Source organism: Bradyrhizobium sp. Ghvi (genome assembly GCF_900115265.1).
Taxonomy (GTDB): Bacteria; Pseudomonadota; Alphaproteobacteria; order Rhizobiales; family Xanthobacteraceae; genus Bradyrhizobium.
This window is the reverse complement of sequence record NZ_FOVU01000014.1, coordinates 88,210-113,226: the sequence shown is the minus strand read 5'-3', so window position 1 is coordinate 113,226 and position 25,017 is coordinate 88,210. Positions and strand designations below refer to the sequence as shown.

Here is a 25,017-nt window from a genome sequence, read left to right as displayed (position 1 = left end):
ATGGAACAGGGTCTTCCCGGACCCCGCCATGACCCTGGCCGCTATCGATCGCCTCGTTCACCACGCCACCATCGTCGAGATGAACGTCGAGAGCTATCGCAGACGGACCGCCCTCGAACGAAAACGCGGTCCCGGACGGCCGCCATCGCACGCGACACCCAAAACCGTCGCTGATTGACGCTGCGCGACAATCAGAGTTCAACAAAACTCTTGCGCGCGACAATCATCGCGGCAATCATCATCAGGCCGCGACACGCCTCGCCATCCTGATTGCCGCGCACTTCCTACCCAGATTGCCGCGCTACAGCCTGCCAATCGCCTCGAACTTCGGCATCGATCAAGGCCATAAGTGGTCTAGGGAACATGCGGCCCCGGTCATCGCGAGCAATCGAAGAACGCCATGGGTCAGAACGCTCAGGCGGCGGGCTGAGATGCCTACCTACATCTTGCGCGCTTACTGGAATGGGTGCCTCATGGTGCTGGCACATTTTTTGACCGTTCGATCACGACTCTCCAGATCAAGCCTCACGGACAAGTGCAGCAAGATCGGCTTCGAGGTTCGGCTGATGCTTGAATATAGCCTCTATCAACGCCTGCGCCGGCTGCTCGCCGGCCTCTACCAGCGCCGCCTTCTCGGCCCGCGCAGAGGGAGCGAACACTCGCTTGACGACGGTCGGCGATCCCTTGAGGCCGCATTTGGAAACGTCCTCGATACCGGCATCGTTTGCGCTCCATTTCACGATTTGAGCACGCGCAGCACGCAAGGCATCCGCCATTGCGCCGCGCCGAATCTGGTTCGTCGCCTCCAGCATGGTGATGAGGCAGGGCAGCCTCGTGTGCAGCACTTGGACACCACCTTCGGAGCGTCGTTCGGCTTCAATTGTCTGGGCGGCGAGATCTATGGATCTGACTTTCGCAACGTAGGTTAGCTGCAGTACGCCCAGCCGCTTTGCGATGCCAGGCCCGACCTGCGCCGTATCGCCGTCGATGGTCTGCTTTCCCGTGAAGACGAGGTTTGTCGGGCCATATTCCTTACCAATTTTCCGGATGGCTGTTGCAAGTGCATACGTTGTGGCCAGGGTGTCGGAACCCGCAAAGCAGCGATCGGTGAGTAGGACGGCGCGATCGGCGCCATAAGTCAGCGCCTTTCGCAAAGAATCTTCCGCCGATGGAGGCCCCATTGTTAGCACGGTAATTTCGCCCCCGAACCGATCGCGCAGCTCCAGCGCGGCTTCGAGCGCGAAGAGATCATATGGGTTGATGATGGTCGGCACTCCCTGACGCATGATTGTGTTGGTCACGGGGTGCACGCGGATCTGGGCCGAGTCCGGAACCTGTTTGATGCAGACGACATTGTGCACAGTGTTGCTCCAAAAATTACGACAGCTTCGAAGAACACAGCAAGTGTTGTACCATCGCCCGCCCTTTTGAAATCGGCTTGGCATCACGGAGGCCTAGACCGCTTGATGCGCCCCTCTAGCTCGCTTCCCGAGGACGAATGCTAACATAGTCGGAACTGCGACAGCGCTGCTCCGCACGCCCAGCTGAGTGAGGCCTGGGCAGCTTGCGACAGATTACCGCCGCTACCCTCGGCGGGCGGCGAACTGGTCGACGTTCAATGAGCATTTCCGCTCACCAGTCCGAGCTTGATCGACGGACAGGCAAGATGGCTTGGTAGGAATGAGCAGCCAAACGGTTCGCGATTGCAGGGCGCGCAGATTGCGATCCGACTGCCTACCGGAGATCGTCCTCATAGCTATTTGGCAGTAGCGGTTCCGGCCGATGTCGTCGTTCAGAACCGCTTTATCTCGATTCCATACTTCCTCAGCGCGTACCCAATCTGGCGCGGCGTTAGTCCGAGCAGGCGGGCTGCTTTTGCCTGCACCCAGCCAGACTTTTCCATGGCCGCAATGACCCGTTCGCGATCTGCCATCTTTGCGCCGCTAACGAGAACTGTGCCGGGAGGCCCCAGTGAGGCCAGTTCGCCGCAGGCAGACTGGATCGGCTGGGTCGATTCAACTAGCGGAATGATGGGCTTTGCGGGCACCGGTGGTATGAGTGCGGGTTGGTTTGGCCTCTCGTCCGACGTGCTTTTCCATAGCATCGCGGAAAGGCACTGGCCGTGGCAGCATGCAAAGTCACTTCTCACGATCGATGATCCGGCGCACAGCGTCGCTGTCCGCTCGATGCAGTTTTCGAGTTCTCGGACATTGCCCGGAAATCCACAGTTCATCAGTACATCGATTGCACTCGACTCCAACGTCAGAGTACGTCCGTTCTCGTTATTGAACTTTCTGAGGAACTCCCTGGCAAGCAGGGGAATATCACTGCGTCTTTCGCGCAGCGGCGGCAACAATAGGGGCACTACGCTGATGCGGTAGTAAAGGTCTGCGCGGAACTCGCTCCTTGCGACGGCCTCTTCAAGATTCTTGTTGGTCGCAGCTATCACTCGAACATCGACCTTAATAGTCTGGTTGCTGCCGACGCGCTCGAACTCCTGCTCTTGCAGAACGCGCAGCAACTTCGCCTGAAAGGCAGCTGAGATCTCACCGATCTCGTCAAGAAACAGCGTTCCTTTGTCAGCCAGTTCGAAGCGCCCTTTGCGCGAGCTGACCGCACCGGTAAAGGCGCCTTTCTCATGGCCGAACAATTCGGATTCCAGGACGGTCTCAGGAAGGGCCGCGCAATTCAGCTTAACGAACGGCCGCCTGGCGCGGGACGATGATTCGTGAATGGCCTTGGCTACGAGTTCCTTTCCGGTACCGGACTCGCCACGCAGCAGAACCGTGCTGTTCGATCTGGCTACAATGGCAATCTTCTCGAGCAGCACGCGCAACGCCGGACTGTCGCCAATGATCCCATGGGCGTTTAGTTTCTTGAGCTCCCGGGCGGGTTGCCTGAGCTCTAGTACTTGCTTTTGTAGACGGTCTTTCTCCGCCATCAGTCGTTCGCGATCGCAAGCGAACAAGCGATGTAACTTCACTGCTTGTCCCACAAGGTTGGCGATCATGGCCAGCAGCCGCGCATCGTACTCGAGCCGGAGGCTCGACCTATCGTCCCGGATGCGGTCAACCGTCAGCGTACCCACGACCTTCTGATCAATACGAATCGGAACCCCAATGAACGATACTGGCATATCATCAGAGGCGCCGAGCACTTCCCGGTCGGCAGCGCTGAATACCGGCTCGGCGGCCACGTTCGCGACGACAAGAGGCGTGTCCGTCGCGATGATCTGGTCGATTGCCTTCTGGGGCAGTTGCATCCGGTACCCTTCGTCGCTGCCTTCGCTCCAGCCGGCGCCCACTGTCGTGTCCGGGGTGCCGTCGTCGTCGAGCAGTGAGATAATTCCGTGACGCATCTGCACAAACGATCGCAAAAGACCAACAACGTTGGCCAACGTGACCTCGAGCCGACACGGAGCGGTCAGTATTTTCGATATCTCGAAGATGCCGGTGAGCGCGCTCTCACGCAACGGCTCCTCAGCGAGCTTACCCTCCGGCTCAGGTTGCGAGGCAGGACTTTCGCGCGATGACGGGATATCCAGCATGAGGCGGTCTCCGTTGTCTTGATCATCCTCCCTGGTACCTTGTCCCGGTTGGCGAGCTTCGTCTTGCATGTCACTCTCGATCTAACGCCAAGTGTTGACGAGATGACATAGAACAGTGACACCTTTTCATGGCACGACGGTAAACTTACGGTGTGCTTTCATTTCATCTTTTTGGATTGCGTGCGCGTCGTTAGCGGAGAGCACCAGCACCGCTTCTGCAGTCAAGTCAGCTGTGTCGCCAATGCCGGCCGATTCACAGATGTTGCCCACCATTGATCGGCACCTCGGCCCCCGTGACATAGCTCGCCGCATCCGAGCACAGGAAGAAGATGACCTTGGCCACTTCGTCCGGGGTTCCCACTCTGCGCAGCGGGATACTTGGCACGAGACGCGCTTCTGTGTCGGGCGATAACATGTCCGTCCTGATTTCACCGGGCGCGATCGCATTCACGCGAATGCCATGGCGCGCATACTCGTGGGCCATTTCGCGTGTGAGGCTTGCAAGCGCAGCTTTCGACGTCGCATAGGCACTGCCGGCAAACGGGTGCACCCGGGAGCCCGCAATCGAAGTCACATTCACGATCGATCCTGACGCGGCTCTTAGCTCGTCAAACAAACCCTGCGCCAGCAGGATTGGGGCCACGAGATTGAGATGGAACACCCTCATCCAGGTCTCGGTTGACGTCGTCAACGACGTCATCCGCTCGCCGGCGGGCGTTTTCGGTGAGATACCGGCATTGTTCACTAGCGCGTGCAAAGGTGCACCGGCCAGGCGTTTTTTAACCTCAGTGATCGCGCGCGGCAGCATTCGATGATTGCTGAGGTCAATCTGAACATGATCTTCCTTCCCTGCCTCCCAGGGGCATCGCTCACCGTCGAACGGTTGACGCGCGCAAGAAATGATGCGCCAGCCAGCCTCCGAGAACAGCTTGGCGGTGGCATGCCCAATTCCGCGCGATGCTCCGGTAAGCAACATCACCTTCTGTTCTTCGCCGTGAACACGGGCATTATCGGCCTGAAAAGGGCAACCCAAATTTGTTTCGGGCACCGGGTCTTTGATCCGATCGTCATTTGGCAGATCCAGACCCACGCCCCGTCTCCTCTCCTGCTGCGCTGCGCACGCGTAGCAGGATTTAGGCCACTGCGATGCATGTAAATCGGCTTTTGTTTTGCGTCCGAATGTCGCGCACACCGAATGCTTGGCGGGTTCAAGACACGTTCCGTGTGCTTTGTGACAGGGATGGTGCATCAGCTACGGAATGTTGCGAGCACACTTGCCTTTGTAAAGACAAGGCTACGAGCCGCTTCGCTCAACCGGAGTCGCAGCAGATGGCCAACGCATCTCGTCGAAGCAACGATCAATCAAGATAGCGCCGCGGCCCTAGACGCCTCAGCTCAAAAGCTGACGTTACCACCTTCGTACGTTAGATTCGTTGGCGACTGATGCGACTTAATCGCTGCCTGCCCAGTTGTGTTCAGCATTAGCAAAGCGACCAGCGGACCGAATGTGGACCACCAGCTGGCGTACTGAATGTGTCCTGCAAACCAGTGGAGCTCGGGGGCGTCCGTCCGCACCCGAGAGTGCCGACCGCCAAGACGGAACTCACCGGCGGAACGGAGACGTTTCGATATGTTATTCTGCGATCGACCACCGATTAGCTTCGACTTGCGGGTTCCCCGGGCGAGGACGAGGACGTGTTCCACCTGGTTAGCGCGGCGGCGGCACCTTAAGGTCATTGTTCTCGACGCCGAGCTTCAGCGGAAGACATTCGACCGTCGCCTCGCTCTGTTCTCCGATGGAAGTTCGTGACAGAGCATCACTTTGGGCAGAATCGCAATGCCAATATTGCTGGATGCAAAAAGCGGCAATTAGATCGATCAGGCGGGCTACGACTTTCATGAAGCCACGAGCTCTTGCGATGTTTCTTCAATCAGGATCAATCGGCTCGGATCATTCAGGTCGAATTCTATAACGCGTGGAGCAACGAGACGCGCATAGCGCGTGAAGGCGCTCGTCGGGGGAAAACGGATCACGGTGTTGCAGCGCGCAAGGAGATACATATCGATGAGGGCGGAAAAGCCGCCCTCGGCTCCGAGCGCGGCGTTGTGCAATGGGCCGGCCTGAGGTGCCTGGAATCGTTTTGGGATCGTGAGAACATCGGGAAATATAGTCGAAACCTTCTCGAGGACGGTTGCACTGTCCGTGCACAGGAAAGGCTTCACGGGTTTTGCGTGGGGTAGCTCTCTGGCCTTATCAATAGCATCACAGACCTGTCGCAAGGCGCTCTCCGGGTCAGCCCAGTAAGGAGCATGCCCCATAATATCCTCGCCGTTGCCATGCCGGACATGGATGCCGATTACGCTGTACGGTTCAAAGTGCTCACGGTAGATCGCATCAATCCGAGCCTGAATTTCAGGTCGTGGCTTAATGCTCCGAAAGATTTCTCGTTCGGCCTCCTGATCGCAGCGCCACATCAGGCAGGCGTCACACACAACCGTGTTAGCGTCACTATCTTTCTGACTTTGGAAAAGTCGATCGAGTTCGTCGCGTTCGCGGAAAATCTGCTCATCTGGGCGATAGATGCAATCGATAGATGGCTTGTTCCACCATGTCGGAAAGAAAGGCCCCGGAAATGAACACTGATTGATCTCGTCGCCACAAATCACCCGCACGCCAGCAATGTCGTGAACTCGTTCGAAGAAGACTGGAAAGGCATTGGTAAATGGCTCGTCGAGATAACACGACCCCCGCCAATCAATGGCTAACGTGCGTCCTGTCTGCTTTGCAAAACGCCAGGCTGCCGCCAGTGACCACAGGCAATCGCCGAACCCCGTACGTCGTCGGGAAACTACGAACCTACCATTCCTCGAACCGCTCTGCATTGCCTCTCTCCGGGCTCCTGGTTGGACAAAAGACGTCATTGCGGACATCTCACGTCTCATCTTCTCTGACGTCGTGGCCTGAATTCGCGGCGCCGGCGAGCTGCGTCGATAGAATTTCATAGCGGATCTATCCCGTCATGGGCCGCGTTCTCGCGACACCTTCCCTCTTTGCTTAGGCGGTGTTGCGTAGGCGTGCCCGATTTCAGTTGGATGGCCCACCACCCCTGTGCGTCGCATAGCCCGGCCTCCTCACATGCCGGCATAAGCATGGCCATGCACATGAGCTCCGGCTAGGTTTCGCTCAGCTTATTGCGGCCGCAAGCTGCCTGCGGCGGATGCAGGCGAACGCCGCGCAGCTCCCATACGAGCCGCAATTCCTTCACGAGATCTTCACGCTTGGCCTGGCCTAGCATGGTTGCGTCTAGAAGACTGCCGAGCGACGCCTCGCCCTCGGTTCGCATCAAGATCTCGAAAAGCTCATGTGAGATACGCATAGTACCGCGGCCCGAATGTCCCGTGCGGACCTCGCAGACCGTTTCCCAACAATCTGGCGCCGTTTGGGAGCGAACACAATGAAGGGATGCATACGGCGGCAATGAAACGCTCAGTGCACACCAATCCTGCAGTGATGCTGCCCGCTTCCTGATCAGGAAAGGCCCAACAACAAGTCCGTCCAGGTCAGTCGTTAAGAACGTGGTGATCGCATCTGACACGGACTCTACGATCGGCTCGGCGTTGTTATTAAATGAGGTATTTAGAAGAACCGGGATGCCGGTTCGCCTCTTGAACGCATTAATTACATCCCAATAGGTGGGGTTTGTCTTGCGCGATACGGTCTGCAGCCGAGCGGTCCCGTCAACGTGCGTGATTGCGCCGAGCACGTTACGCTTGGCTTCACGCACACGGACCACGAAGTTCATGAAGGGGAGCTGCCGCGAGCCGTCCGGGAGCTCAAAGAACTCGCCCGCATCCTCCTCCAGTACAGATGGCGCAAACGGGCGATAGCCCTCACGCTTCTTGACCATCGCGTTGATGCGGTCCTTGTTTTCCGCAGGCCGCGGGTCCGCAAGAATGCTACGGTTACCAAGCGCACGTGGGCCGAACTCAGAGCGGCCCTGCACCCAGCCGATTACAGCGCCATTTGCCATCCATTCTGCCGCACTCGATGCTATGTCATCGCTTCGTTGAATTTCGAGGTGGCCTGACCATGCGTTGAGCTCATGCTCTACGGCGTGCTCGGTCCCCAGATTGGGCCCCCAATAAACGTCCGGCAGTCGCTCGCGCGGCGCTGGCCTGCCCAGCTCGTTCGACATCATCAGTGCAGCCCGAGTGCGCAACCGGCGTCGTGCGCCGCGGGTTGAACAAAGATGTCGTCAAATAGCGCGGAATAAAGCAGCTTACCGTTCAGAGTGCAATTATGGGCTACACCCCCAGCCAGGCACAAGCGAGTCATGCCTGTCGCTTCGCGAAAGTGGCGCAGAATGTGAAACACCATCCGCTCCAACGCTTCCTGCAGCGAAGCGCTGACATCTCGATGCTGTTGGGTGAATGGCATTCCCTTTCGCCGAACCTCGATGTTGCGGACCAAGGCCGGACCGATTCGGTCCAAGTGAACGCGATAGCTACCGTTGTCTAACAACTCATAGAACTGGGCGAAGAGCTCGCGATAGGGAGCGGGATCACCATATGGAGCAAGCCCCATCACTTTGTACTCGTCGAACAGACCGTAGCCGAGATATCGGATCGTCTCGAGATAAAGCAGACCCAGGGAGTTTTTTTCCGGGAAGCTTGCAAGTTGCGTAAGCTCGGTGCCAGACCCCACCGCCAATATGCCCGAAAGAAAATCGCCACCGCCGTCGATCGCCAAAACGAGACTTTCGTCGAACCCGGACATGGCAAACGCGCTCACCGCGTGCGCTTCGTGGTGATTCACGAAGGAGAGCCGGGACGAATCGATCTCAGCACCGAACTCCCGTGCCAGCAGCTGCCGCAGCAACAGTTTTGCGTCCAACGGAACGGGCCGAGAAGCCGAAAGACGCTCGATCACAGTATTGCAGTAGGCCTCGGTCGCGTAGAACGCGATCCGGTCAATCTCGCCGAGCTCAACTCCTGCGATGGAAAGGCAATATCGGATCGAATTGCTCGGGAACTTGTTGGAGTGCTTGACGCGGTTGAGGCGCTCCTCTTCGACAGCAGCGATTACGCGGCCATCCCTCACAAGAACCGCAGCGCCATCGTGAAGGAATGTATTCGGCAACTCCAGCGAGCTTTCGAAAACTCTATCAAGCCCGCCACTCAGTCCCAGGCACAACATCTCGTTCTCCATTTGATGATGACCGGAAGGCCAACTGCCGCTCCATGTCTAGGAACCACGCTCCGTCGGCTGCGCGGACCAGATAGCACAGCTGACCTTGCAAGGTCCGTCTCGGCGCCTAGCGACAGGCGCTGAGAACAATAGCGCTGCTAGCGTCCGCACCGATTGACCGAGCGCGGCCATAGATCTGGCTCGATTGCGCTCTTAAGGCCAATGCAGCAGCTACTGTGAGGTCATCTCGAGCTACCGCAGAACGCATCGTGACACTGCACCGAATTGGCTTTCTCTGTTTTCGCTCAACTCAGGTCAACGCAGCAAGCGGCGCCGAAATAGCGCTGTGGACACGAAAAAGGGCAAAACCGCGTAAATGCAAAGCGCACAGATGTGCAAGGCAGGGCTGTCGGCACCACGCTCAAGCATTGCTGGGCGAATAAGATCTACCGAATGCGCGAGTGGCAACAAGCCGGCGAAGTGCTGAACTGAGCTGGGCAGTTGGCTTATCGGGAAGACGGCGCCACAAAGAAACACCATGGGCGTAAGAATAAGCGACTGGTAAAACACGAAGTAATCGTAAGTTGGCGCAAGAGCTATGACGACCATTGCCAGGCTAGCAAAGACAAGGCCGGTAAGGGCGACCGTTGGTATCGCACAGACAATGGACGTCCAGGATGCATAACCCAGCATGGCAGCGACAATCCCGATTGCTGTCCCGGCCAGAACCGACTTGCTGGCCGCCCACACCAACTCACCTAGAACGATATCGCCAAGAGTGAGCTGTGTGAACAGGACAGCTTCCCAGGTGCGCTTGGCATCCATGCGAGCAAAGGCCGCATATAGGGTTTCAAAGGTCGCGGATGTCATGGCGCTGATCGCGACCATACCCGCCGCCAGAAACGCGATGTACGAAGTCCCCTCAATCTGGCCCATGATGAGTCCGAGGCCAAAGCCAAGGCCAAACAGATTGGTTATCGGTTCTGCGAGGTTGCCGAGCAGCGATGGAAGCGCGACTTTCCTCCATGCCAGGAAATTTCGACGCCATACCGCGATCCAGTTGTACGCGTTAGCGGGCATTACCGCCCCATAAGCTTCACCCATCGCTCATTTCTCCAACTCGCGCCCGGTCAACCGCAAAAACACGTCCTCAAGATTGGGCGGACGCTGGAGAACGCGAAGGTCCGATCGCCCGCGCAGCTGCAGGCGTACCTGCTCCGGGTGTGGCGCATAACAAAAAAGCGTTTCTCCACTCACTTCGATGTGCCGCGCATAAGGTCTGATCAGCTCACGAAGCTGATATGGATCACCGCCATAGATTTCGATCACGTCGCAGCCAATATGCTCATGAATCAAGGCCTCCGGCTTGCCTTCGGCGATCTTGCATCCACTCTCAAGCACGCACAGCCGGTCGCATAGGCGTTCGGCCTCTTCCATGAAGTGAGTGGTCAATAGGATCGTCTTGCCACGCGCGAGCAGAACTCGCAGGCGTTCCCAAATCAAGTGACGTGCATGCGGATCCAGACCAGTTGTCGGCTCGTCCATCACGAGAAGATGAGGATCATTGATCAGGGCGCGTGCTAGGGTCAGCCGCCGCTTCATGCCACCGGACAACTCGGAGACGCGTACGTCCGCTTTGCTTTCGAGGCGCGCAAACTCGAGCAGCGATGGCGCGACCGCCTCGATCTTGCGAGCGCTCATGCCAAAATAGCGGCCAAACACAAACAGATTCTCTCGCACGGTGAACTCGAGTTCAAGGTTATCGAACTGCGGCACCACGCCGATGCGCGCACGCGCCACACGAGAGCGGGAAGGCACAGGCTCATTGAGGACGGTAATCTTGCCTGCCTCCGGCGAAATCATGCCGAGGAGCATACGCGCAATCGTGCTCTTGCCAGCTCCATTTGGGCCAAGCAAGCCGAAGCATTCCCCGCGCGCGACCGAGAACGACAGCTTATTGACGATGACCTTGTCGCCGAATGACTTCTTCACCTCGGCAAGGTCGATCGTTACCGTGGACATGTTCATCTTAGGCTGACAGGAGTCGTTCGGCAGACAATGGCTTCGTAACGACCGCTTTGGTCCAGAGCTGACCGTCACACCACACATGCTCAACACGCCCCCATTGGCAGGCCGCCGCGGCATCCGGAAAGAATCCCCGTCCGTGGAGGTTGGCGCTCGTGTTGCAGAGCAGCGGAATGCCCGTGAGTTGCTCAAATTCGACGAGAAGCTCGGCGATCTTGTGCGGAGAGTTGCGGGCGATCGTCTGCAGCCGCGCCGAGCCGTCAAGATGGACCACAGCGGGAACCTTGTCGCGCCATTCCGCCCGGGTCTGGTGATCGAATAGCATGTAAGGATCTGGCGTACCTGGGCTGAAGATTTCTGGCGCCCGATCCTCCAAACAGATCGGCGCAACGGGGCGGAAGTGCTCGCGACGCTTAATGTCGTTGAGATGATCCTTCATTGCCGAAGACGTCGGGGCTGCAAGAATGCTTCTACCGCCCAAAGCCCGCGGCCCAAGCTCGGCGCGCCCGGACAGGAAAATGACTGGCTTGTTGTCGGCGAGAATCGCCGCAAGTTCACGCAGACTGCACGGCGCGGCCTCCCAATCCGGCGGAAGCTCGCTGTCCTGCAGGGCCGGACCACTGTAGACTGACCATTCCAGTGGCCCGAAGCCATTTTGCGCCGCCATCGCGCCGCAAGCAGCACCGATTGCCGAGCCGCTGTCATTCGGAAACGGCGGCACCCAAACATCGTCGAACAATCCCGTCGCACGAAGCGCGCTGTTCCACTTGATATTGAGACCGCAACCTCCGGCGATACATAGATTTCGAGCTCCGGGAAGCGACGAGTGTCGCAGCAGAACCATCGCCATTTCCTTGACAAGAAGGCGTTCCACGAAGACATGAAACGACGCAACCACGTCCTCCGCTCGCTTGCTCGTTAGGCGTAGTGCGCTTGCCTCGAAAAACTCGTGCAAAGCTGCAAGGGACGCTTCCGCATTGTTGATGTCAGCGCGGTAGCGACGAGCCTGCTCCGTGTCGGCGGCGAAGCGCCTTTCATAGAGCTCCTGAAACACTGCCACGATACTTTCGTCGACAGAGCCAAGCGCGATGTAAGCCATCAGCTTGCCGGCGATGCCCAAATCCCAACTGGAGCGGTTCGGCTGCCTGTAAGGTCCGAAGTGAAGGCCCGCCGCCGCGTAGGCATGGCCGATCATCGGAAATAGCGATGCAATGAGCCGTGCCCCCCGAGATTCCACATAATAAAGACGAGGAAATATGCAGCCATCCCATACCAGACAGAACGCGGGTTTTCCCGCGCCGGCAAAGGGACTGGTGCTATATGCTGACGCGACGTGGCCCGTGACGTGCGGGTAGCTCTTATATGGAAAGACCTTGCCTCCGAGGATCAGGCCAAAGCCGTCGACGGAATCAAGAAGGCCCTCTGCATGGCGCTCGACATATGGCGCCCCTTTCAACGCGATCGGCACAGCGCCACTTAGGACCTGGAACTGCGACTCAATCTCTCCATCCCAGCCGTCGATGACGAACTGATCGATATCCCGCGTATCCAGCCCGTGCTCAGCCAACGCGAGCACGACTGCATCGAGATTTTCGACAGATTGATAGCGTGGACTGTTGCCGCGCTTTTCTTGCTCGGTGCAAAAGACAAGCCGCCCGTTTTCGACGACAGCAATTGCCCCGTCATGTGTTAACTTGATGCCGCAGATGCGCATACGATCCCCTGCTCTAGTGACCGACGTTTGGTTGTTCTGACGAGTGACCCGGCTTCCGGAACCGGACGATCAAGCAGTCTTCGTTGACCGAATTGGTGTGGCAGTGCAGACGCTCGACCTGCGATAAGCTCTCGGTGAAGAGAGCGATCACCGTTTCGGCACCAGCAGCATGCCCCCACCGTTGACATGCGGCATCACGCGCGGACCCGAAAATCAGAGCTCCATTTGGCGCGAGCATACGTACCAGGTTGCGGATAGCCGCATGCATCTCGACAATGTCCTTGAGGTAGTAAAGAACCTCGGCCACGACGATCAACTCGAACTGCTCAGTGGTCGCGAACCGCTGAATGTCGCAGGCCACCCATGTGATATGTGACCACTTCGTGGTCCGTCGTCGCGCTCGCTCGATGGCCTGCGGCATGACATCGACCACCGTGAGTCGTTCGCATAGCGGCGCCAGCATCTCAGTGAATGCACCGGCTGCACATCCCACTTCGAGGGCAGAGGCAACATCTCCGTTGCAGCGCGACATCCGGAGCATTTGCGCGTATCGCTCCTGCTCGAAAGAACTACTGTCGAGCCGCCATGGATCATCGACAGCCAACTCTCGCTCTAATAGCTGACGGTTTGCGTCCGGAATCATGAGCCAATCACCTACTTGCAGGCAGTCGAACGATCGTGACCGCAAACGCTCTTCGTCGCTGACAGGCTCGAGTCAGGGCACGAAAGCCCCGCTTTACGAGTTGCTCCAGACATTCCCAACTTGCTTGCAGCAGTTCGTCCAGCGTACGGGTGAACGATGATGGCCGGCTTGTCCCCTTCGGCCGGCACATGGGCGACCTTTCGCGATAGCCAGTCGCTATTGCTCAATGTACAAAGCGCGTAAGCTTTCAAAGGAAGTAAGAGAAAAATATTGATCGGTGTGTGGAGCGAGAAGCCAAGAAACCGCAGTTCGCGAGCGCGAAGCGCGGCCACACCGCACCGGACCATTGTCATTGCTGCAATCGTCAATCCCGTCCACCAGGGCACAGAGCCGGCGATCAGGAGCTGCGCGAGCGCAGCCAGTGATGAAAGCGCGAGAAGCAACGGGCCGAGATTTTGCCCGATAACGTCTAGCGTCAGATAGCCATCGAGCTCTGGTAGCAGGCGTAATGCAAGGAACGTATCCCGGAAGGTACTGCGCGCCCAGCGGAGTTGCTGACGCAGATATGGCCCAAGGCGGTCCGGGACGACTGTTGCTGCGATCGCGTCCGACACGTATTCGGTTCGAAATCCCGCCTTAAGCATGAGAATCGTTAGATGGCGATCCTCGCCGAAATCGCTCGGCTTCCCACGAAAGAATTGCGTTTCGTATTGGTCCAGGAGCAAAGCGAGCGCGGAGCGGCGGTACATGGCACATGGGCCGCAGCAGCACATGACGGCACCGAAGCGTGCCTGCGCCGCGCGCTCCTCGTTGCAGGCCAGCCAGTATTCCATATCGATCAGCCGAGTCAGCCAGGTTTCGCTCCGATTGCTCGCTATCAACTGACCCATGGCCGCACCGACCTGCGGGTCATGCATCTTCAATACCAGCTTCGTGACCACGTCAGCGGCAAGTATCGTATCCGAGTCGACGTTGAGCACCAGGTCCCCGGATGAGCTGCGTATTGCAGCGATCTGCGCCTTGCGTTTTCCAACGTTCTTTGCCAGCAAGATGATGCTGAACCTCGGATCTTTTGCATAGATTTTGTGTACTGGCGCGACAAGATCGCGATTTGCAGATCCGTCATCGACCACATAAACTCGTAGCTTTCCGGTGTAGTTCTGGCTCGCAAGCGACTCTAGACATTCGGCGAGCGTGATCGGATCCTCGTTGAAGCACGGCACGATAACGTCTACACTCGGAAGGACCGCCTCCGATCGTCCCACGTCGTCCTGCAGCGATGACTTAATCGCCGGTTGGGCATAAAGCGCTTGCGCGCTCTTGTAGATCGTCGAGAGCAACGCATAAGACGAAACAGCGACAGCACTGGTTGTAGCGAGCAGGTCCATAGGGTGTCAGTTTTTTTTCAGTGAAGTTGAGGGAGTGGACGGATTACAAACCCGCGCTGTTGGAGTGCCGGGATCAGATGTGACAGCGCCATCGCGGTCTGATCACGCAGCGTGGCATCAGTGCACGGTCGGTGCTCATCAGGAGGATATCCGTCGTGCAGCAACACAATTGCACCCGGACGAACGCTCGCCAGTACAGATTTCACAATTCTATCGACCCCGGGACGGGACCAATCTCTCGGATCGACCGACCAGTGCACAGCTGTGAGGCCAGCACTCGCTGAGACAGCGAGCACCTCTTGTGTCCACATGCCGTAGGGCGCTCGCAAGTGCCTGGGTGAAGCCTGCGGGCACGCCGAGCGGATCGTCTCGCTCGCGCTCAGAACCTCATCGCGCACCTCCGCTGGGCCGCATCTGGATAGATCCGGATGGGTCATCGTGTGGTTCGCAACCTCGTGCCCCTCCGCGATCATTCGTCGAATGAGTTCAGGTTGTTCGGCCGCATACGAGCCGATCACGAAGAACGTCGCGGGAATCTGTTGTTGCGCCAGCACATCGAGCACCTCTGGCGTGCAAAATGGATTTGGCCCATCATCAAAGGTCAAATAGACGGGGTGACTCCCGCTAACGTCAGCGTAGTCGCAACGGATAGCAGGCAGGGGCAAAAGGCCTTTCACAACTCAGGCCCGTTCCGATCGATGATTGTCCCGGCCGGCCACTCGCTTATCGAGCGTCCCGCCGGGAAAACCACCACGATCACGTCTTCGATACGGATCGGTGACAAATTGGAATAGACATCCGGATGCGTGGAGCAGACACGAATGCCAGACATGAGGGTGGCGAGCCCCTGCCTTTCGACCAGTCTGGTCATATGTTTTGCAAGCGCAGGCCGAACCGTACCGAATCCGAATGGAACCCCAAGCTCATGCAGCACCGGATATGTCACACGCATTGCATGGCTGATTCCCAGCCCTTCGAGATCCGGACGCACCGCATACAAGCCCAGTTCGGCAACGAGTAGATCCACTCCACCAATCTTGATGAACCGGCGCAGTAGCCCGAGATGAGCAGCTACCCCGCGAGCGTCGTAACCGATAATGCGGAGCTCAGGCCTCGCTCCGGCCCAACTTCGGTTGCCCTCAAATGGCTGCGCATTGAACGCACCGGTTGGCCCGTAACTCTTGCGGAAGAACTCCGCGAGTTCGGCATGATCGGTGAGCTGCAATTCGCTTTCCCAGCGACGGCTCCACTGCACTTGACCGCGTGCAGAAGGAGCTTCCGCAGTCCGGGATACGGCAATGTTCATGGCGGGTTTCCTTGCGCCAGTGGAATTGAGGGCGGAGATGGTCACGTGAACTCGCTACTCGCCGATTCGCTGGTCAACACTGAAATGCGCTGCCATGCCCCGCCGGAACGCGGCACTCCTCGCCTGCACACCGCCATGCGCGATCGCTCGCGACGAAGCGATTGCATGGTTCGCACTCATCATCCGGCCAATGTCCTGCGCGAGATATGCCGGAAAATGCCGAAGAGGCGATCGGACTAGCCGGAACCTGTCTCCACCACGGAGCTTTTCCGCCTCGCCTAGCATCACTGTCGACGTTCTGACATCTGAGGGCGGGCCATCGATGCGCGTCGCGCTATCGAGCGCGCATCGGAGTGGTATCACATCAAACTGTTTCTTGTGCATCTGCGACGCGCCCTGAATGCGGTGGACAGGCGAGCCATTTGGAGAATCGCCTGAAATACTTGGCATCCGCAATCTGCGCCTGCCGCTATTTCGCGACACTAGAATGGAGGTGAACGCGCTCTCAAGTGTACGCGGGTAAACGTCAAATATGGAAACGGATGGAACACGCATACCAAGGTTTATGGAGATCCGCCCGACCTCTCGATCGCGCGACCTTTCCACCCAGAAGAATCGAGGCGGCTCGCACCGCGTGCCCATAGCCACCCTCGAGACGGATGCGCCGGCTGCTCGCACGTTCAGGAGCTTTTTTCTGGACCCGCGTAAACGAGCAGCAGCCATCGTGATACGCCTGATTACTTTTTCAAACTGATGTTTGCTATCCAACATCCCGCAATTTGGTAAAATCGATTGTTCCGATGGAACACATCCACACGATGGATAGACTCACGATATGCGGTTCAAGGGACTTGATCTAAACCTTCTCGTTGCGCTCGATGCTCTGATGACGGAGCGTAACCTCACAGCGGCGGCGCGCAAAATTCACCTGAGCCAGCCCGCTATGAGCGCTGCCATCGGGCGGCTACGCACCTATTTCCGCGACGAACTATTTACAATGAAGGGTCGCGAGCTCGTCCCGACACCTGGCGCGGAGGCGCTTGCAGGTCCGGTTCGCGAGGCCCTGCTGCACATCCAACTCTCGATCATATCGCGGGACGCGTTCGACCCAACTCAGTCGAGCCGACGCTTCAGGTTCATTCTCTCCGATTTCATGACGATCGTCTTTCTTCGGAAAATTGTGGACCGTATTGCGCTTGAAGCTCCCGCGGTGCGCTTCGAGTTGCTGCCATTTTCCGATGAACCCGATGAGATGCTCCGGCGGGGCGAGGTCGACTTTCTCATTCTGCCGGAACTGTTCATGTCGAGCGCGCATCCTAAGGCGACGCTGTTCGACGAGACGCTCGTATGCGTGGGATGCCGCGCGAACAAGCAGCTATCGCGGCAGCTTACGTTTGAGAAATACATTTCGATGGGGCACGTTACGGCGAAGTTCGGACGAGCGCTCAGACCAAACCTTGAAGAATGGTTTTTGCTTGAGCACGGCGTCAAGAGACGCATTGAGATCGTTGTGCAGGGCTTTAGCCTTATTCCACCCATAGTGTTGGACACAGGCCGTATCGGCACAATGCCACTACGACTTGCGAAACACTTTGAAAAGCGGATGCCACTGCGGATCGTCGAACCGCCGCTGCCCCTGCCCACATTCGCCGAGGCTGTGCAGTGGCCGGCGTTCCACAATACCGATCCGGCGAGCATTTGGATGCGGCGAATATTGCTTGAGGAAGCATCCAACATGGCATCTGGGCAGCCGGAGCCTCCAATTCGCAGGCGCTGCTAGCACCAAAAGCTGCTCTTGGCAGGTTCCAAATACGCTAACATCACGCCGACCTGCTCGCTCGCTCTCGTCACTTCAACGTCTCTGGGGGAGTCTGCTAAAGACGTCGATCGCTTGCGAAGACTTGCTGCGTGCTGAGCGTGGTGACTTCGCACGTGAGGTCTGATGCGCTTGCACTGCAAACAGGCGGCGCTATTGCGGCAGAACACGTCTTCTCCAGTACACTAATGTTTGGCTTGCCCGATAAAATCGCTTGAACCACACACTGCGTCAGGTTGTAGGTTTGCCGCTGTGACTAACGCTGCGCTACGCGGCCGTCGGCTGGAACTTCGGCGAACTCACGACGCCGGCGGGACACTGGGTTGATCTGCCATTAACCAACCGACCGGGTCCTGTAGTGCGGCTCGCTCGAAGCGGCGAGAGCGATCAGCTTCGGAGCTCCTCTCGGTTTTCGGCCGCTGCTGGTCGGCCTACTGGCTTGCTCTCCATTGTTGCGTTCATTTACGAGCGTCTTTTCTCGATCGCACCATGGAAACGATGTCCATTGGGGCGAGGCAATCAGACCTCTCCAGACGCAGCCGTCGACGTCGCTGTATGCGCCGCAACTACGTTCGTTCCGGAAAACAAGACATGCGTTTCAAAGGTCTGGATCTAAACCTTCTCGTGGCGCTGGATGCTTTAATGACTGAGCGTAACCTCAGCGCAGCGGCACGCAAGATTAACCTCAGTCAGCCTGCCATGAGCGCAGCCGTTGCCCGCCTACGCTCCTATTTCGGTGACGAACTGTTTGGAATGAGGGGGCGGAGACTTGTCCCAACCTCACGCGCGGAGGCACTCGCAGCTCCTGTGCGCGAGGCTCTAACACACATTGATCTCTCAATTATCGAGCGGGACGTGTTCGACCCAGCTCGGCTGAACCGACGGTTCAGGATCTGCCTTTCTGATTTTATAACAGTCGTATTTTTCCGAAATGTCGCGGAGCGCGTCGCGCGAGAAGCACCCGCCGTCAGCTTCGAACTAGTGGCGCTCCCCGATGCGCACGATGAGCTTCTCCGCCGCGGCGAAGTCGATTTTGTTATCTTGCCGGAATTGCTCATGTCCAGCGCGCACCCCAGCGCGCCCCTATTCGAGGAGAGACTCGTCTGCGTAGGTTGCGGCACGAACAGTCACCTTTCACGGCGGCTTACATTTGATACGTATATGTCGATGCGGCACGTGGCGGTTAAGCTCGGAGGTGCGCGCAAGACGCCCGTCGAGGACTCCTTTTTACCGGATCTCGGTCTCAGTCGGCGCATCGAGATTTTTGTGGAGAGCTTCAGCATGATCCCGCCGCTGCTGGTAGGCACGAGCCGCATAGGGACGATGCCATTAGGACTCGTAAAGCATTTCCAAAAAACGATGCCCCTTCGCATTGCAGAGCTCCCGCAACCATTCCCCCCCTTTACAGAGGCTGTCCAATGGCCCGTGCTTCACAAGAGCGACCCGGAAAGCCGGTGGATGCGAGAGATATTGTTGCAGGAAGGGACCCGCATTGCTGGAGAAGAGCCTTCCATCATCTGCGCTTCGGAACGAGCAGATGCTGCTGGAAATTTCGCATGATCTCTCGCCGTTTTCGTAACCATTTTCGCAAGGTATGTCGACGAATGTCTCAGAGCAGACAATTTCGCCTCGCCCCGCTCGAATTCTTGGTCGTACTATAAGATTGTCGCAGCGGACGGGAAGCATGACGACGTTGTGTCGGTCTTTCGCACGTTGGCAATAGGCTCGACGTGCCAGCGGCGGCTCAGACTGTTGTTTTAGAGACCGGGACAACCGGCCGCCGGGCGCACCGGCCTCGATACAGCAGAATCGGCGCTGGTGCTGTCCTCGTCAACTCTCTGAATTGGTAGCGGCCCCCGATGAGCGGAGACGCTTGGGCTTCCTCGGCGTCGTACCATCACGCACCGTTACCGTGCTGGTCATCGATCACGCACATGACCGCAATCGATAGCGCTGTCGAAGCAAGCATCGCGCACGCGTGTTGCCCTGTGGCATCACCCTGGAGTACATCGCATCTTCGCAGCTCCGCGCCGCCGGTCTGACTTCTTTTGGCCCTATCGCAGCCAAACGTCTTGACGACTTGCGCTGCCATGACTCAATGACAATCAAGGAGCTGTACGTTGGATCAATGCAACGGCGTGTTCGATCCGGAAGAACTTTCCGTCCTGGGATGCCTTTATGATAGTGCGGTCACCGCGCTACCCCCATCGATGCAAAATGCGGAAAACCGCACAGCAATCGCCAAGCTCATCCTGGAGCGCACAGCGGCTGCCCAGGCTCAACTGGGATGCCTGACAAACTTGTTGATCGCCATTTCCCCTCAGGGTTGATCCCTCGCCATTCTGAGGATAGTCAGCACTCTCGCGCTGGGGTGGAAGACGATCCAGCTAAAGCTTTGAAATAGCTTGAATCACACGTGACGTCAGGTTGTAGGCTTTGAAATTGAACAACATGAGCAAAGCTACACCACGAAGGCGTCGATGGCGCATTGGCGAACTTGCAGAGGCGACCGGAGTAACGGTACGCACGCTGCATCATTATGAACACACCGGGCTGCTTGCAGCGTCAGAGCGTACTGACGGCGGCCACCGGATGTACGACCGCGAAAGCGTGCAACGGGTTCACCAGATCCGTGCGCTACGTGAGCTTGGCTTCTCCCTTGTCGAGATCCGTAAAGCTATGGAGGGCACGACCTCACTCACCGACCTTCTGCGCAAACATCTACAGCGGATAGAACTTCAAGTCGCTCGGGCCACTCTGCTGCGAGATCGCTTGCGCAACATGACCATCGACAGTGATGTCCAGGTAAGTGTGGATGAGCTGCCTGCCACCCTCAATGCCATGTCGCGGGTCGAGATGCGTAATCAGACGTCCGCATGCACCTGCAAGTTAGCTGCAGATCGCGAGGAGCGCTGGCGGCGGATCCGCGACGACCTGCGCGATTGTATGGATCGGGGTGAGAATCCTTGCGGCGAACGGGCAAAGGCTGTCGCAGTTGCAGCACGCTTGCTGATCAGCGAAATCGCTGGCGCCGATTCGCGCGTTTCGATGATCCTGAAGGTCCTTGCAAGACTAAGCGCTCCGCGTAGTTTGGCTGGTTGGGATCCCTGTCTCATGCAATATCTCGATCTCGCCCTTGGCGGGTTAGAGGATCCGCCGTATTGACGTCGTCATGGTCGGCTCCGTACGGCATCGCCGATCGGCCCTAGTAATCTGTAAAGGCGATCGCGCTTGGTTGATCGCCGGCTCTGATGCGGGCCGACAGTTTATGGACCCAACCGAACAGCCGTCATGACCTTGCCGATCGGCATCTCCCTGACGCACTGATCGATGCTCCCTTCAAATGGGGCTTGAACCGCACGTAACGTCAAATTGTAGGCTCTACCGTGGGCGCAATCTGGCCGGACCTACCAAGCTTCACTTGGCAAACAGCCTCGACGTACAGGCACTCTGATCATAGTTGCAGACGGTTCACTTCAGGTGAGCATTGGGAGCACTACAATGTTAAATGCACGTTACGCTTCTGCCGCGAGTACAGCGCTTCTCTTCTGCGCCCTCGCCTCGGTTGCGCGCGGCTCCGAGGTCAATATTGCTGTAGTTGGTCCAATGAGCGGAAGCAGCGCTGCCTTCGGCGCCCAAGTGCGCGATGGTACGGCTGCGGCGGTCGAGGCGCTGAACGCTTCTGGCCTACTCCTCGATACCAAGGTGATATTGAGTGTCGCCGACGACGCCTGCGACCCGAAGCAAGCTGTCGCAGTCGCGAATAAGCTCACAACAGAGCGGGTCCGGTTGGTTGTTGGCCATTTTTGTTCTTCTTCGTCGATCCCAGCGTCCGAGATTTACGCCGAAGCAGGCATCATCCAGGTGTCACCAGGCTCGTCAAATCCTCAGCTGACAGAACGCGGCCTTAAGACTGTCTTTCGGATCTGCGGCCGCGACGACCAACAGGGCATCGCTGCCGCAGAATACCTTCACCGTAACTTCCCTAACCAGAAGATCGCAGTGCTCGACGACAAGAGTACCGCAGGCAAGGGTATCGCCGATGTCGTTGAAGCACAGCTTCGGACATTCGGTGAACAAGTCATTCGCCAAAGCTATGTAGCCGGTGAAAAGGATTACAGGGCGCTGGTCTCAAGGATGAAGAAGGATCGGGTGCGCGTCGCCTATATCGGCGGCTATCATACCGAAATCGGATTGTTTGTACGCCAGGCGTCAGAAGCAAGAGCGGAGCTCATGGTCATGGCGAACGATCCGTTGATGACCTCTGAATTCTGGGCCATCACAGGCAGCGCTGGAAACGGCACGTTGTTTACCTTCATGCCGGACCCCTCCAGGAATTCTAATGCGGCCGGCGTGGTGGCCGGACTGAAAGCGTCCAACCAGTCCGCTGAAGGATACACGCTTTACGCCTATGCAGCCGTGCAAGCATGGGCAGAGGCGGTGAACCGGGCCGGCTCCTTCAATGCTGCGCGCGTCGCCAGCGCACTTCGTTCGCGGCCGATCGATACCGTGATTGGCCCTGTCCGGTTCGATGCAAAGGGAGACAACGGGGCTCCTGGTTTTCTGGTTTACCGCTGGCGAGACGGCCGTGTCGAAGCTGTCGAGCAGAACTGATGGACGTCAAGGCTGTCTTTGCAAACCCAAAGTGATACCAATGATGAGACGCACTCAGGTTGTTGGAGCAGCCATACTCGCAAGCTCTCTTATACTTGCAGCTTTCGGAGCGTTTTGCGCGTTTGTTGCAGCGCTCGCAGAGCTACCCGATGTCGACCTGACGGAGACGCTACGTCCGATGATAGACAAATAGTAGCCGTGCCGAGCTGATCTGGCTCGCAGGCACACGACCTCTGAAGCGGCTAACGATGCTTCTGGTAGAGCACGTGCTCGCTTTGGGGGCGCTTCGGGAAGCGTCTATCAAGGGTGCGGCCGGACCGCACATTGCGCATTCTCCTGGCTCTCTCCCACGGCGCAAGCTCGGATCGACGCCCCCAAAGAGAAAACGGCCTAAGCGGTCGAATGAGGAACGATAACTCTTTGATCGCGACGGCATGAAGCAAGCAGGACTCGCCATCTGACCCATAATCGGAGATTGATCGAGTGAAGAGTGGCCTTCCTTCAAGACTAAGGTGCGGCATTTTCGACCATTTGGATGACGACGGCCAAGATGCCACACGACAATATGAAGATCGTCTCGAGCTGGCGGAGGTCTGCGACTCCCTGGGCTTCTACGCTTATCACCTGGCCGAACACCACTTCACGCCTCATGGCAGAGGGCCCTCGCCCAACCTGTTTCTATCCAGCCTCGCGCAGCGCACCCGACAATTGCGATTCGGTCCGCTCGTGCTGTTGCTCAACCTGTATCATCCATTGCGCGCATTCGAAGAGATCTGCATGCTTGACCAATTGAGCGGCGGCAGGCTCGAGCTCGGGATAGGCCGCGGCTCCCAGCCGATTGAATGGGGTTATTTCGGCATCAGTGCAGACGCCGCTCCAAGCCGTTACACGGAAGCCAGTGAAATCCTGAATATTGCGCTGAAGGGACATCAGCTCTCTTATCAAGGACACCACTTCCAGTTGACCGAGGTGCCATTAACGTTGAGGCCTCATCAACGTCCATATCCGCCTACCTGGATTGCGAGCAATCGGCCTGAGTCGGCGCAGTGGGCGGCTGCAAATGGCGCCAATCTGGCGTGCATAGGCCCGGCCTGTGTTGTCCGGAAAGTTACGGACGCCTACCGCTCACATCGCGCCCACAATACAGCCGCACACGGCCGCGAGCCATTTCTCGGGCTTCTCCGCATGGTCGTGATTGCAAAATCTGACCATGACGCTCGTGTGGCGGCCGAATCTGCGTATCGGCGGTGGCTGGAGAGCTTTAAGTTTCTTTACGAGCTGAATGCCACTCCGACACCGCCCGCCCTTCCGCTGACCTTCGATGCAGCACTTGAGAGCGAATTGTGCGTCGTTGGAACGCCAGCTTCCGTCCGGCGGCTCCTTCTTCACCAGATTGAAGAGGCAGGTGCCAACTACTTGCTTTGCCAGCTTGCATTCGGAAACCTTCCGCTGGAGATTTCCCTCTACACCGCAACTGCAATCAAAGCTGAGATTCTCGAAAGCTTTGGCGGATAGTGTCTGCATTGGGAGATCGTATGCTTGGCAAGTAGACCGACGCAGAGAGGTTATCCGAAGCTGGTCGCGATCTTGGTTGTCGTTTGCCCTGGGCCAAAGGCGATCGTCAGCCCCAACGCCAGCGATCAAGCCGTCGACGTTTCTGACTGCGCTTCCTCTTACTCGGACACATGATACCCCGCGTTCGTAGGGAATCTTCGTTGTGAGCGCGCTTTACGCAATGAGCTTGGTCGGCATGGGGGGAACTGGCGGCGGCACCGTCTATGTCGGCAACGGCAAGATCGTCGGGGTCGGCGCTGGAAACCTTCGCTATAGTGGCACCTATATCGAGCAAGGCGGCCGCATAAAGGGGACTGTCAACCTATATGCGCCAACCGGCGGAACGCTCGTGACCGGCGCTCAAATACCGGCAGACAGCAGATGGAGCCTGACGCTCGATTGGCCTGCCAACTTCTCAGATGGGAAGCCACAGACGCTCATTGTTGAGGGTCGTCCGGTACACATTATGATGGAGAAAATCGGCGATATCTGAACGCCTGGAGGTTCTATTTGGAGGCGGGCTTTGGCTTAGGGAGTGTTTGCGAAGCACGTTTATCAACTCATCCGCAACCAAACGCTCTTCGTCCGCTCGATCTGGGACTTTTCAATGAAGGCCCACTGTTGCTCAGGCTCATCCTGCATCTACGGGAGGCCGGAGCTGGCGGATAGTCGCCGACCGAGACTCCATGGCCTCTCTGCGCCTTATGGGGGTCGAGGCGTTCTTCCGGGCGCTGAGTGACATCTGGCGTCCAATTTAGAGATATTCGCCAACCTAGCTGCTGCGGCCTTTCTGTCTTCTCAATGATGGCCGGTCATCAACGAATCAGCAGGCCCGCCTAAAAGGGCCATAAACTCACCGCACGAAGACGGCGGGGAAAAACTAATTAACCCGCTTCGATGCAGGGGACGAGATTACGCACGTGCGCAATCCACGAGCTGGATGCATTCCATCAACACTTTCGATTTTACCAATTTCAGCCAAATACCCATAAGTCGATCGCCGTTTCCGGAAAGCACATTTCACGAATGTCGTGTGAGCAATGAGCCCATTTTGCTTTCAGCATGGTCGCAAGGCGACTCAAGGTTCTCGTGGCTGCATTGCCAACGACAACCATCAATGTTTCGAATCGACGCTCCGGCGCAAACGCGGTCGGATGGCTAATCGCAACGCCTGGCCTGTAATTTATCACGTTGGCGCGTCAGCTTTTGCAATCATACTAAG

21 protein-coding genes and 1 pseudogene are annotated in these 25,017 nt (G+C 57.6%); 8 read left to right on the top strand and 14 right to left on the bottom strand.

Going from position 1 to position 25,017, the window contains the following annotated elements; genetic code table 11:
* The coding region (locus tag BM374_RS33265) for an ATP-binding protein (protein ID WP_177248706.1) at window positions 1-178 on the top strand (178 nt) is incomplete at its 5' end.
* Window positions 179-518: 340 nt separating this feature from the next.
* Here BM374_RS33265 and BM374_RS33260 read toward each other — a convergent pair.
* The 14 genes and pseudogenes from BM374_RS33260 to BM374_RS33200 all read right to left on the bottom strand — a co-directional run bounded on the left by BM374_RS33260 (window position 519) and on the right by BM374_RS33200 (window position 15,811).
* Window positions 519-1,361 carry an electron transfer flavoprotein subunit beta/FixA family protein gene (locus tag BM374_RS33260; protein WP_092302550.1) on the bottom strand — a complete coding sequence of 281 codons (843 nt, stop codon included), beginning with the start codon at window positions 1,359-1,361 and terminating at the stop codon, window positions 519-521.
* A 431-nt stretch (window positions 1,362-1,792) separates the two neighbouring features.
* Complete coding sequence (nifA, locus tag BM374_RS33255) at window positions 1,793-3,547, bottom strand: nif-specific transcriptional activator NifA (RefSeq protein WP_244552783.1); 1,755 nt, start codon at window positions 3,545-3,547, stop codon at window positions 1,793-1,795.
* Window positions 3,548-3,673: 126 nt separating this feature from the next.
* Window positions 3,674-3,820, bottom strand: coding sequence for a hypothetical protein (locus BM374_RS38965; protein WP_177248705.1), 147 nt, complete (start codon window positions 3,818-3,820; stop codon window positions 3,674-3,676).
* Window positions 3,801-4,637 carry an SDR family NAD(P)-dependent oxidoreductase gene (locus tag BM374_RS33250; RefSeq protein ID WP_092302546.1) on the bottom strand — a complete coding sequence of 279 codons (837 nt, stop codon included), beginning with the start codon at window positions 4,635-4,637 and terminating at the stop codon, window positions 3,801-3,803. The genes BM374_RS38965 and BM374_RS33250 overlap by 20 nt, the downstream gene beginning before the upstream one ends.
* Before the next feature lie 618 nt (window positions 4,638-5,255).
* Window positions 5,256-5,447, bottom strand: coding sequence for a hypothetical protein (locus tag BM374_RS33245; protein ID WP_092302544.1), 192 nt, complete (start codon window positions 5,445-5,447; stop codon window positions 5,256-5,258).
* On the bottom strand, window positions 5,444-6,550 hold the full coding sequence (locus BM374_RS33240; protein WP_092302542.1) for a nodulation protein NodZ: 1,107 nt from the start codon (window positions 6,548-6,550) through the stop codon (window positions 5,444-5,446). Before BM374_RS33240 ends, BM374_RS33245 begins: the two co-directional genes overlap by 4 nt.
* 170 nt (window positions 6,551-6,720) lie before the next feature.
* Window positions 6,721-8,744: pseudogene (locus BM374_RS33235) on the bottom strand (carbamoyltransferase family protein).
* A 306-nt stretch (window positions 8,745-9,050) separates the two neighbouring features.
* Window positions 9,051-9,839 (bottom strand): ABC transporter permease, encoded by a 789-nt coding sequence (locus BM374_RS33230; protein ID WP_092302540.1) that lies wholly within the window; start codon window positions 9,837-9,839, stop codon window positions 9,051-9,053.
* Window positions 9,840-9,842: 3 nt separating this feature from the next.
* Window positions 9,843-10,763 (bottom strand): nodulation factor ABC transporter ATP-binding protein NodI, encoded by a 921-nt coding sequence (gene nodI, locus BM374_RS33225; protein WP_244552781.1) that lies wholly within the window; start codon window positions 10,761-10,763, stop codon window positions 9,843-9,845.
* Between the two features lies 1 nt (window position 10,764).
* Complete coding sequence (gene nodU, locus BM374_RS33220) at window positions 10,765-12,474, bottom strand: nodulation protein NodU (protein WP_143270314.1); 1,710 nt, start codon at window positions 12,472-12,474, stop codon at window positions 10,765-10,767.
* Between the two features lie 13 nt (window positions 12,475-12,487).
* Window positions 12,488-13,117 (bottom strand): nodulation methyltransferase NodS, encoded by a 630-nt coding sequence (nodS, locus tag BM374_RS33215; RefSeq protein ID WP_092302536.1) that lies wholly within the window; start codon window positions 13,115-13,117, stop codon window positions 12,488-12,490.
* A gap of 11 nt (window positions 13,118-13,128) precedes the next feature.
* Window positions 13,129-14,505: a chitooligosaccharide synthase NodC gene (gene nodC / locus BM374_RS33210; RefSeq protein WP_143270313.1), complete on the bottom strand. Its 1,377-nt coding sequence runs from the start codon at window positions 14,503-14,505 to the stop codon at window positions 13,129-13,131.
* A gap of 17 nt (window positions 14,506-14,522) precedes the next feature.
* Window positions 14,523-15,182 (bottom strand): chitooligosaccharide deacetylase NodB, encoded by a 660-nt coding sequence (nodB, locus tag BM374_RS33205; protein WP_092302534.1) that lies wholly within the window; start codon window positions 15,180-15,182, stop codon window positions 14,523-14,525.
* A complete protein-coding gene (locus tag BM374_RS33200; protein ID WP_092302532.1) occupies window positions 15,179-15,811 on the bottom strand; it encodes a NodA family N-acyltransferase in 633 nt (210 codons plus the stop codon). Before BM374_RS33200 ends, nodB begins: the two co-directional genes overlap by 4 nt.
* 835 nt (window positions 15,812-16,646) lie before the next feature.
* Here BM374_RS33200 and nodD1 point away from each other — a divergent pair.
* From nodD1 to BM374_RS33155, 7 genes are all read left to right on the top strand, one after another.
* Window positions 16,647-17,591, top strand: a complete 945-nt coding sequence (gene nodD1, locus BM374_RS33190) for a transcriptional regulator NodD1 (protein WP_092302528.1) — start codon at window positions 16,647-16,649, stop codon at window positions 17,589-17,591.
* A 627-nt stretch (window positions 17,592-18,218) separates the two neighbouring features.
* Complete coding sequence (locus tag BM374_RS33185) at window positions 18,219-19,187, top strand: LysR family transcriptional regulator (protein WP_092302526.1); 969 nt, start codon at window positions 18,219-18,221, stop codon at window positions 19,185-19,187.
* 560 nt (window positions 19,188-19,747) lie between these two features.
* A complete protein-coding gene (locus BM374_RS33175; RefSeq protein WP_092302522.1) occupies window positions 19,748-19,957 on the top strand; it encodes a hypothetical protein in 210 nt (69 codons plus the stop codon).
* Window positions 19,958-20,078: 121 nt separating this feature from the next.
* Entirely contained in the window at window positions 20,079-20,792 is a 714-nt protein-coding gene (locus BM374_RS33170; protein WP_177248704.1) for a MerR family transcriptional regulator, read from the top strand.
* Window positions 20,793-21,128: 336 nt separating this feature from the next.
* Window positions 21,129-22,241, top strand: coding sequence for a branched-chain amino acid ABC transporter substrate-binding protein (locus BM374_RS33165; protein ID WP_092302520.1), 1,113 nt, complete (start codon window positions 21,129-21,131; stop codon window positions 22,239-22,241).
* Between the two features lie 483 nt (window positions 22,242-22,724).
* A complete protein-coding gene (locus BM374_RS33160) occupies window positions 22,725-23,756 on the top strand; it encodes an LLM class flavin-dependent oxidoreductase (protein WP_092302518.1) in 1,032 nt (343 codons plus the stop codon).
* A 202-nt stretch (window positions 23,757-23,958) separates the two neighbouring features.
* Window positions 23,959-24,288 (top strand): hypothetical protein, encoded by a 330-nt coding sequence (locus BM374_RS33155; RefSeq protein ID WP_143270312.1) that lies wholly within the window; start codon window positions 23,959-23,961, stop codon window positions 24,286-24,288.
* Window positions 24,289-25,017 lie beyond the last annotated feature (729 nt).

What these genes read in the sequence shown, in the direction of transcription:
- nifA (WP_244552783.1), bottom strand. Translation starts at nt 3,547, where the DNA reads ATGCTGGATATCCCGTCATCGCGCGAAAGTCCTGCCTCGCAACCTGAG.
- BM374_RS38965 (WP_177248705.1), bottom strand. Translation starts at nt 3,820, where the DNA reads ATGGTGGGCAACATCTGTGAATCGGCCGGCATTGGCGACACAGCTGAC.
- BM374_RS33245 (WP_092302544.1), bottom strand. Translation starts at nt 5,447, where the DNA reads ATGAAAGTCGTAGCCCGCCTGATCGATCTAATTGCCGCTTTTTGCATC.
- BM374_RS33240 (WP_092302542.1), bottom strand. Translation starts at nt 6,550, where the DNA reads ATGAAATTCTATCGACGCAGCTCGCCGGCGCCGCGAATTCAGGCCACG.
- BM374_RS33230 (WP_092302540.1), bottom strand. Translation starts at nt 9,839, where the DNA reads ATGGGTGAAGCTTATGGGGCGGTAATGCCCGCTAACGCGTACAACTGG.
- nodI (WP_244552781.1), bottom strand. Translation starts at nt 10,763, where the DNA reads ATGAACATGTCCACGGTAACGATCGACCTTGCCGAGGTGAAGAAGTCA.
- nodU (WP_143270314.1), bottom strand. Translation starts at nt 12,474, where the DNA reads ATGCGCATCTGCGGCATCAAGTTAACACATGACGGGGCAATTGCTGTC.
- nodS (WP_092302536.1), bottom strand. Translation starts at nt 13,117, where the DNA reads ATGATTCCGGACGCAAACCGTCAGCTATTAGAGCGAGAGTTGGCTGTC.
- nodC (WP_143270313.1), bottom strand. Translation starts at nt 14,505, where the DNA reads ATGGACCTGCTCGCTACAACCAGTGCTGTCGCTGTTTCGTCTTATGCG.
- BM374_RS33200 (WP_092302532.1), bottom strand. Translation starts at nt 15,811, where the DNA reads ATGAACATTGCCGTATCCCGGACTGCGGAAGCTCCTTCTGCACGCGGT.
- nodD1 (WP_092302528.1), top strand. Translation starts at nt 16,647, where the DNA reads ATGCGGTTCAAGGGACTTGATCTAAACCTTCTCGTTGCGCTCGATGCT.
- BM374_RS33185 (WP_092302526.1), top strand. Translation starts at nt 18,219, where the DNA reads ATGCGTTTCAAAGGTCTGGATCTAAACCTTCTCGTGGCGCTGGATGCT.
- BM374_RS33170 (WP_177248704.1), top strand. Translation starts at nt 20,079, where the DNA reads ATGAGCAAAGCTACACCACGAAGGCGTCGATGGCGCATTGGCGAACTT.
- BM374_RS33165 (WP_092302520.1), top strand. Translation starts at nt 21,129, where the DNA reads ATGTTAAATGCACGTTACGCTTCTGCCGCGAGTACAGCGCTTCTCTTC.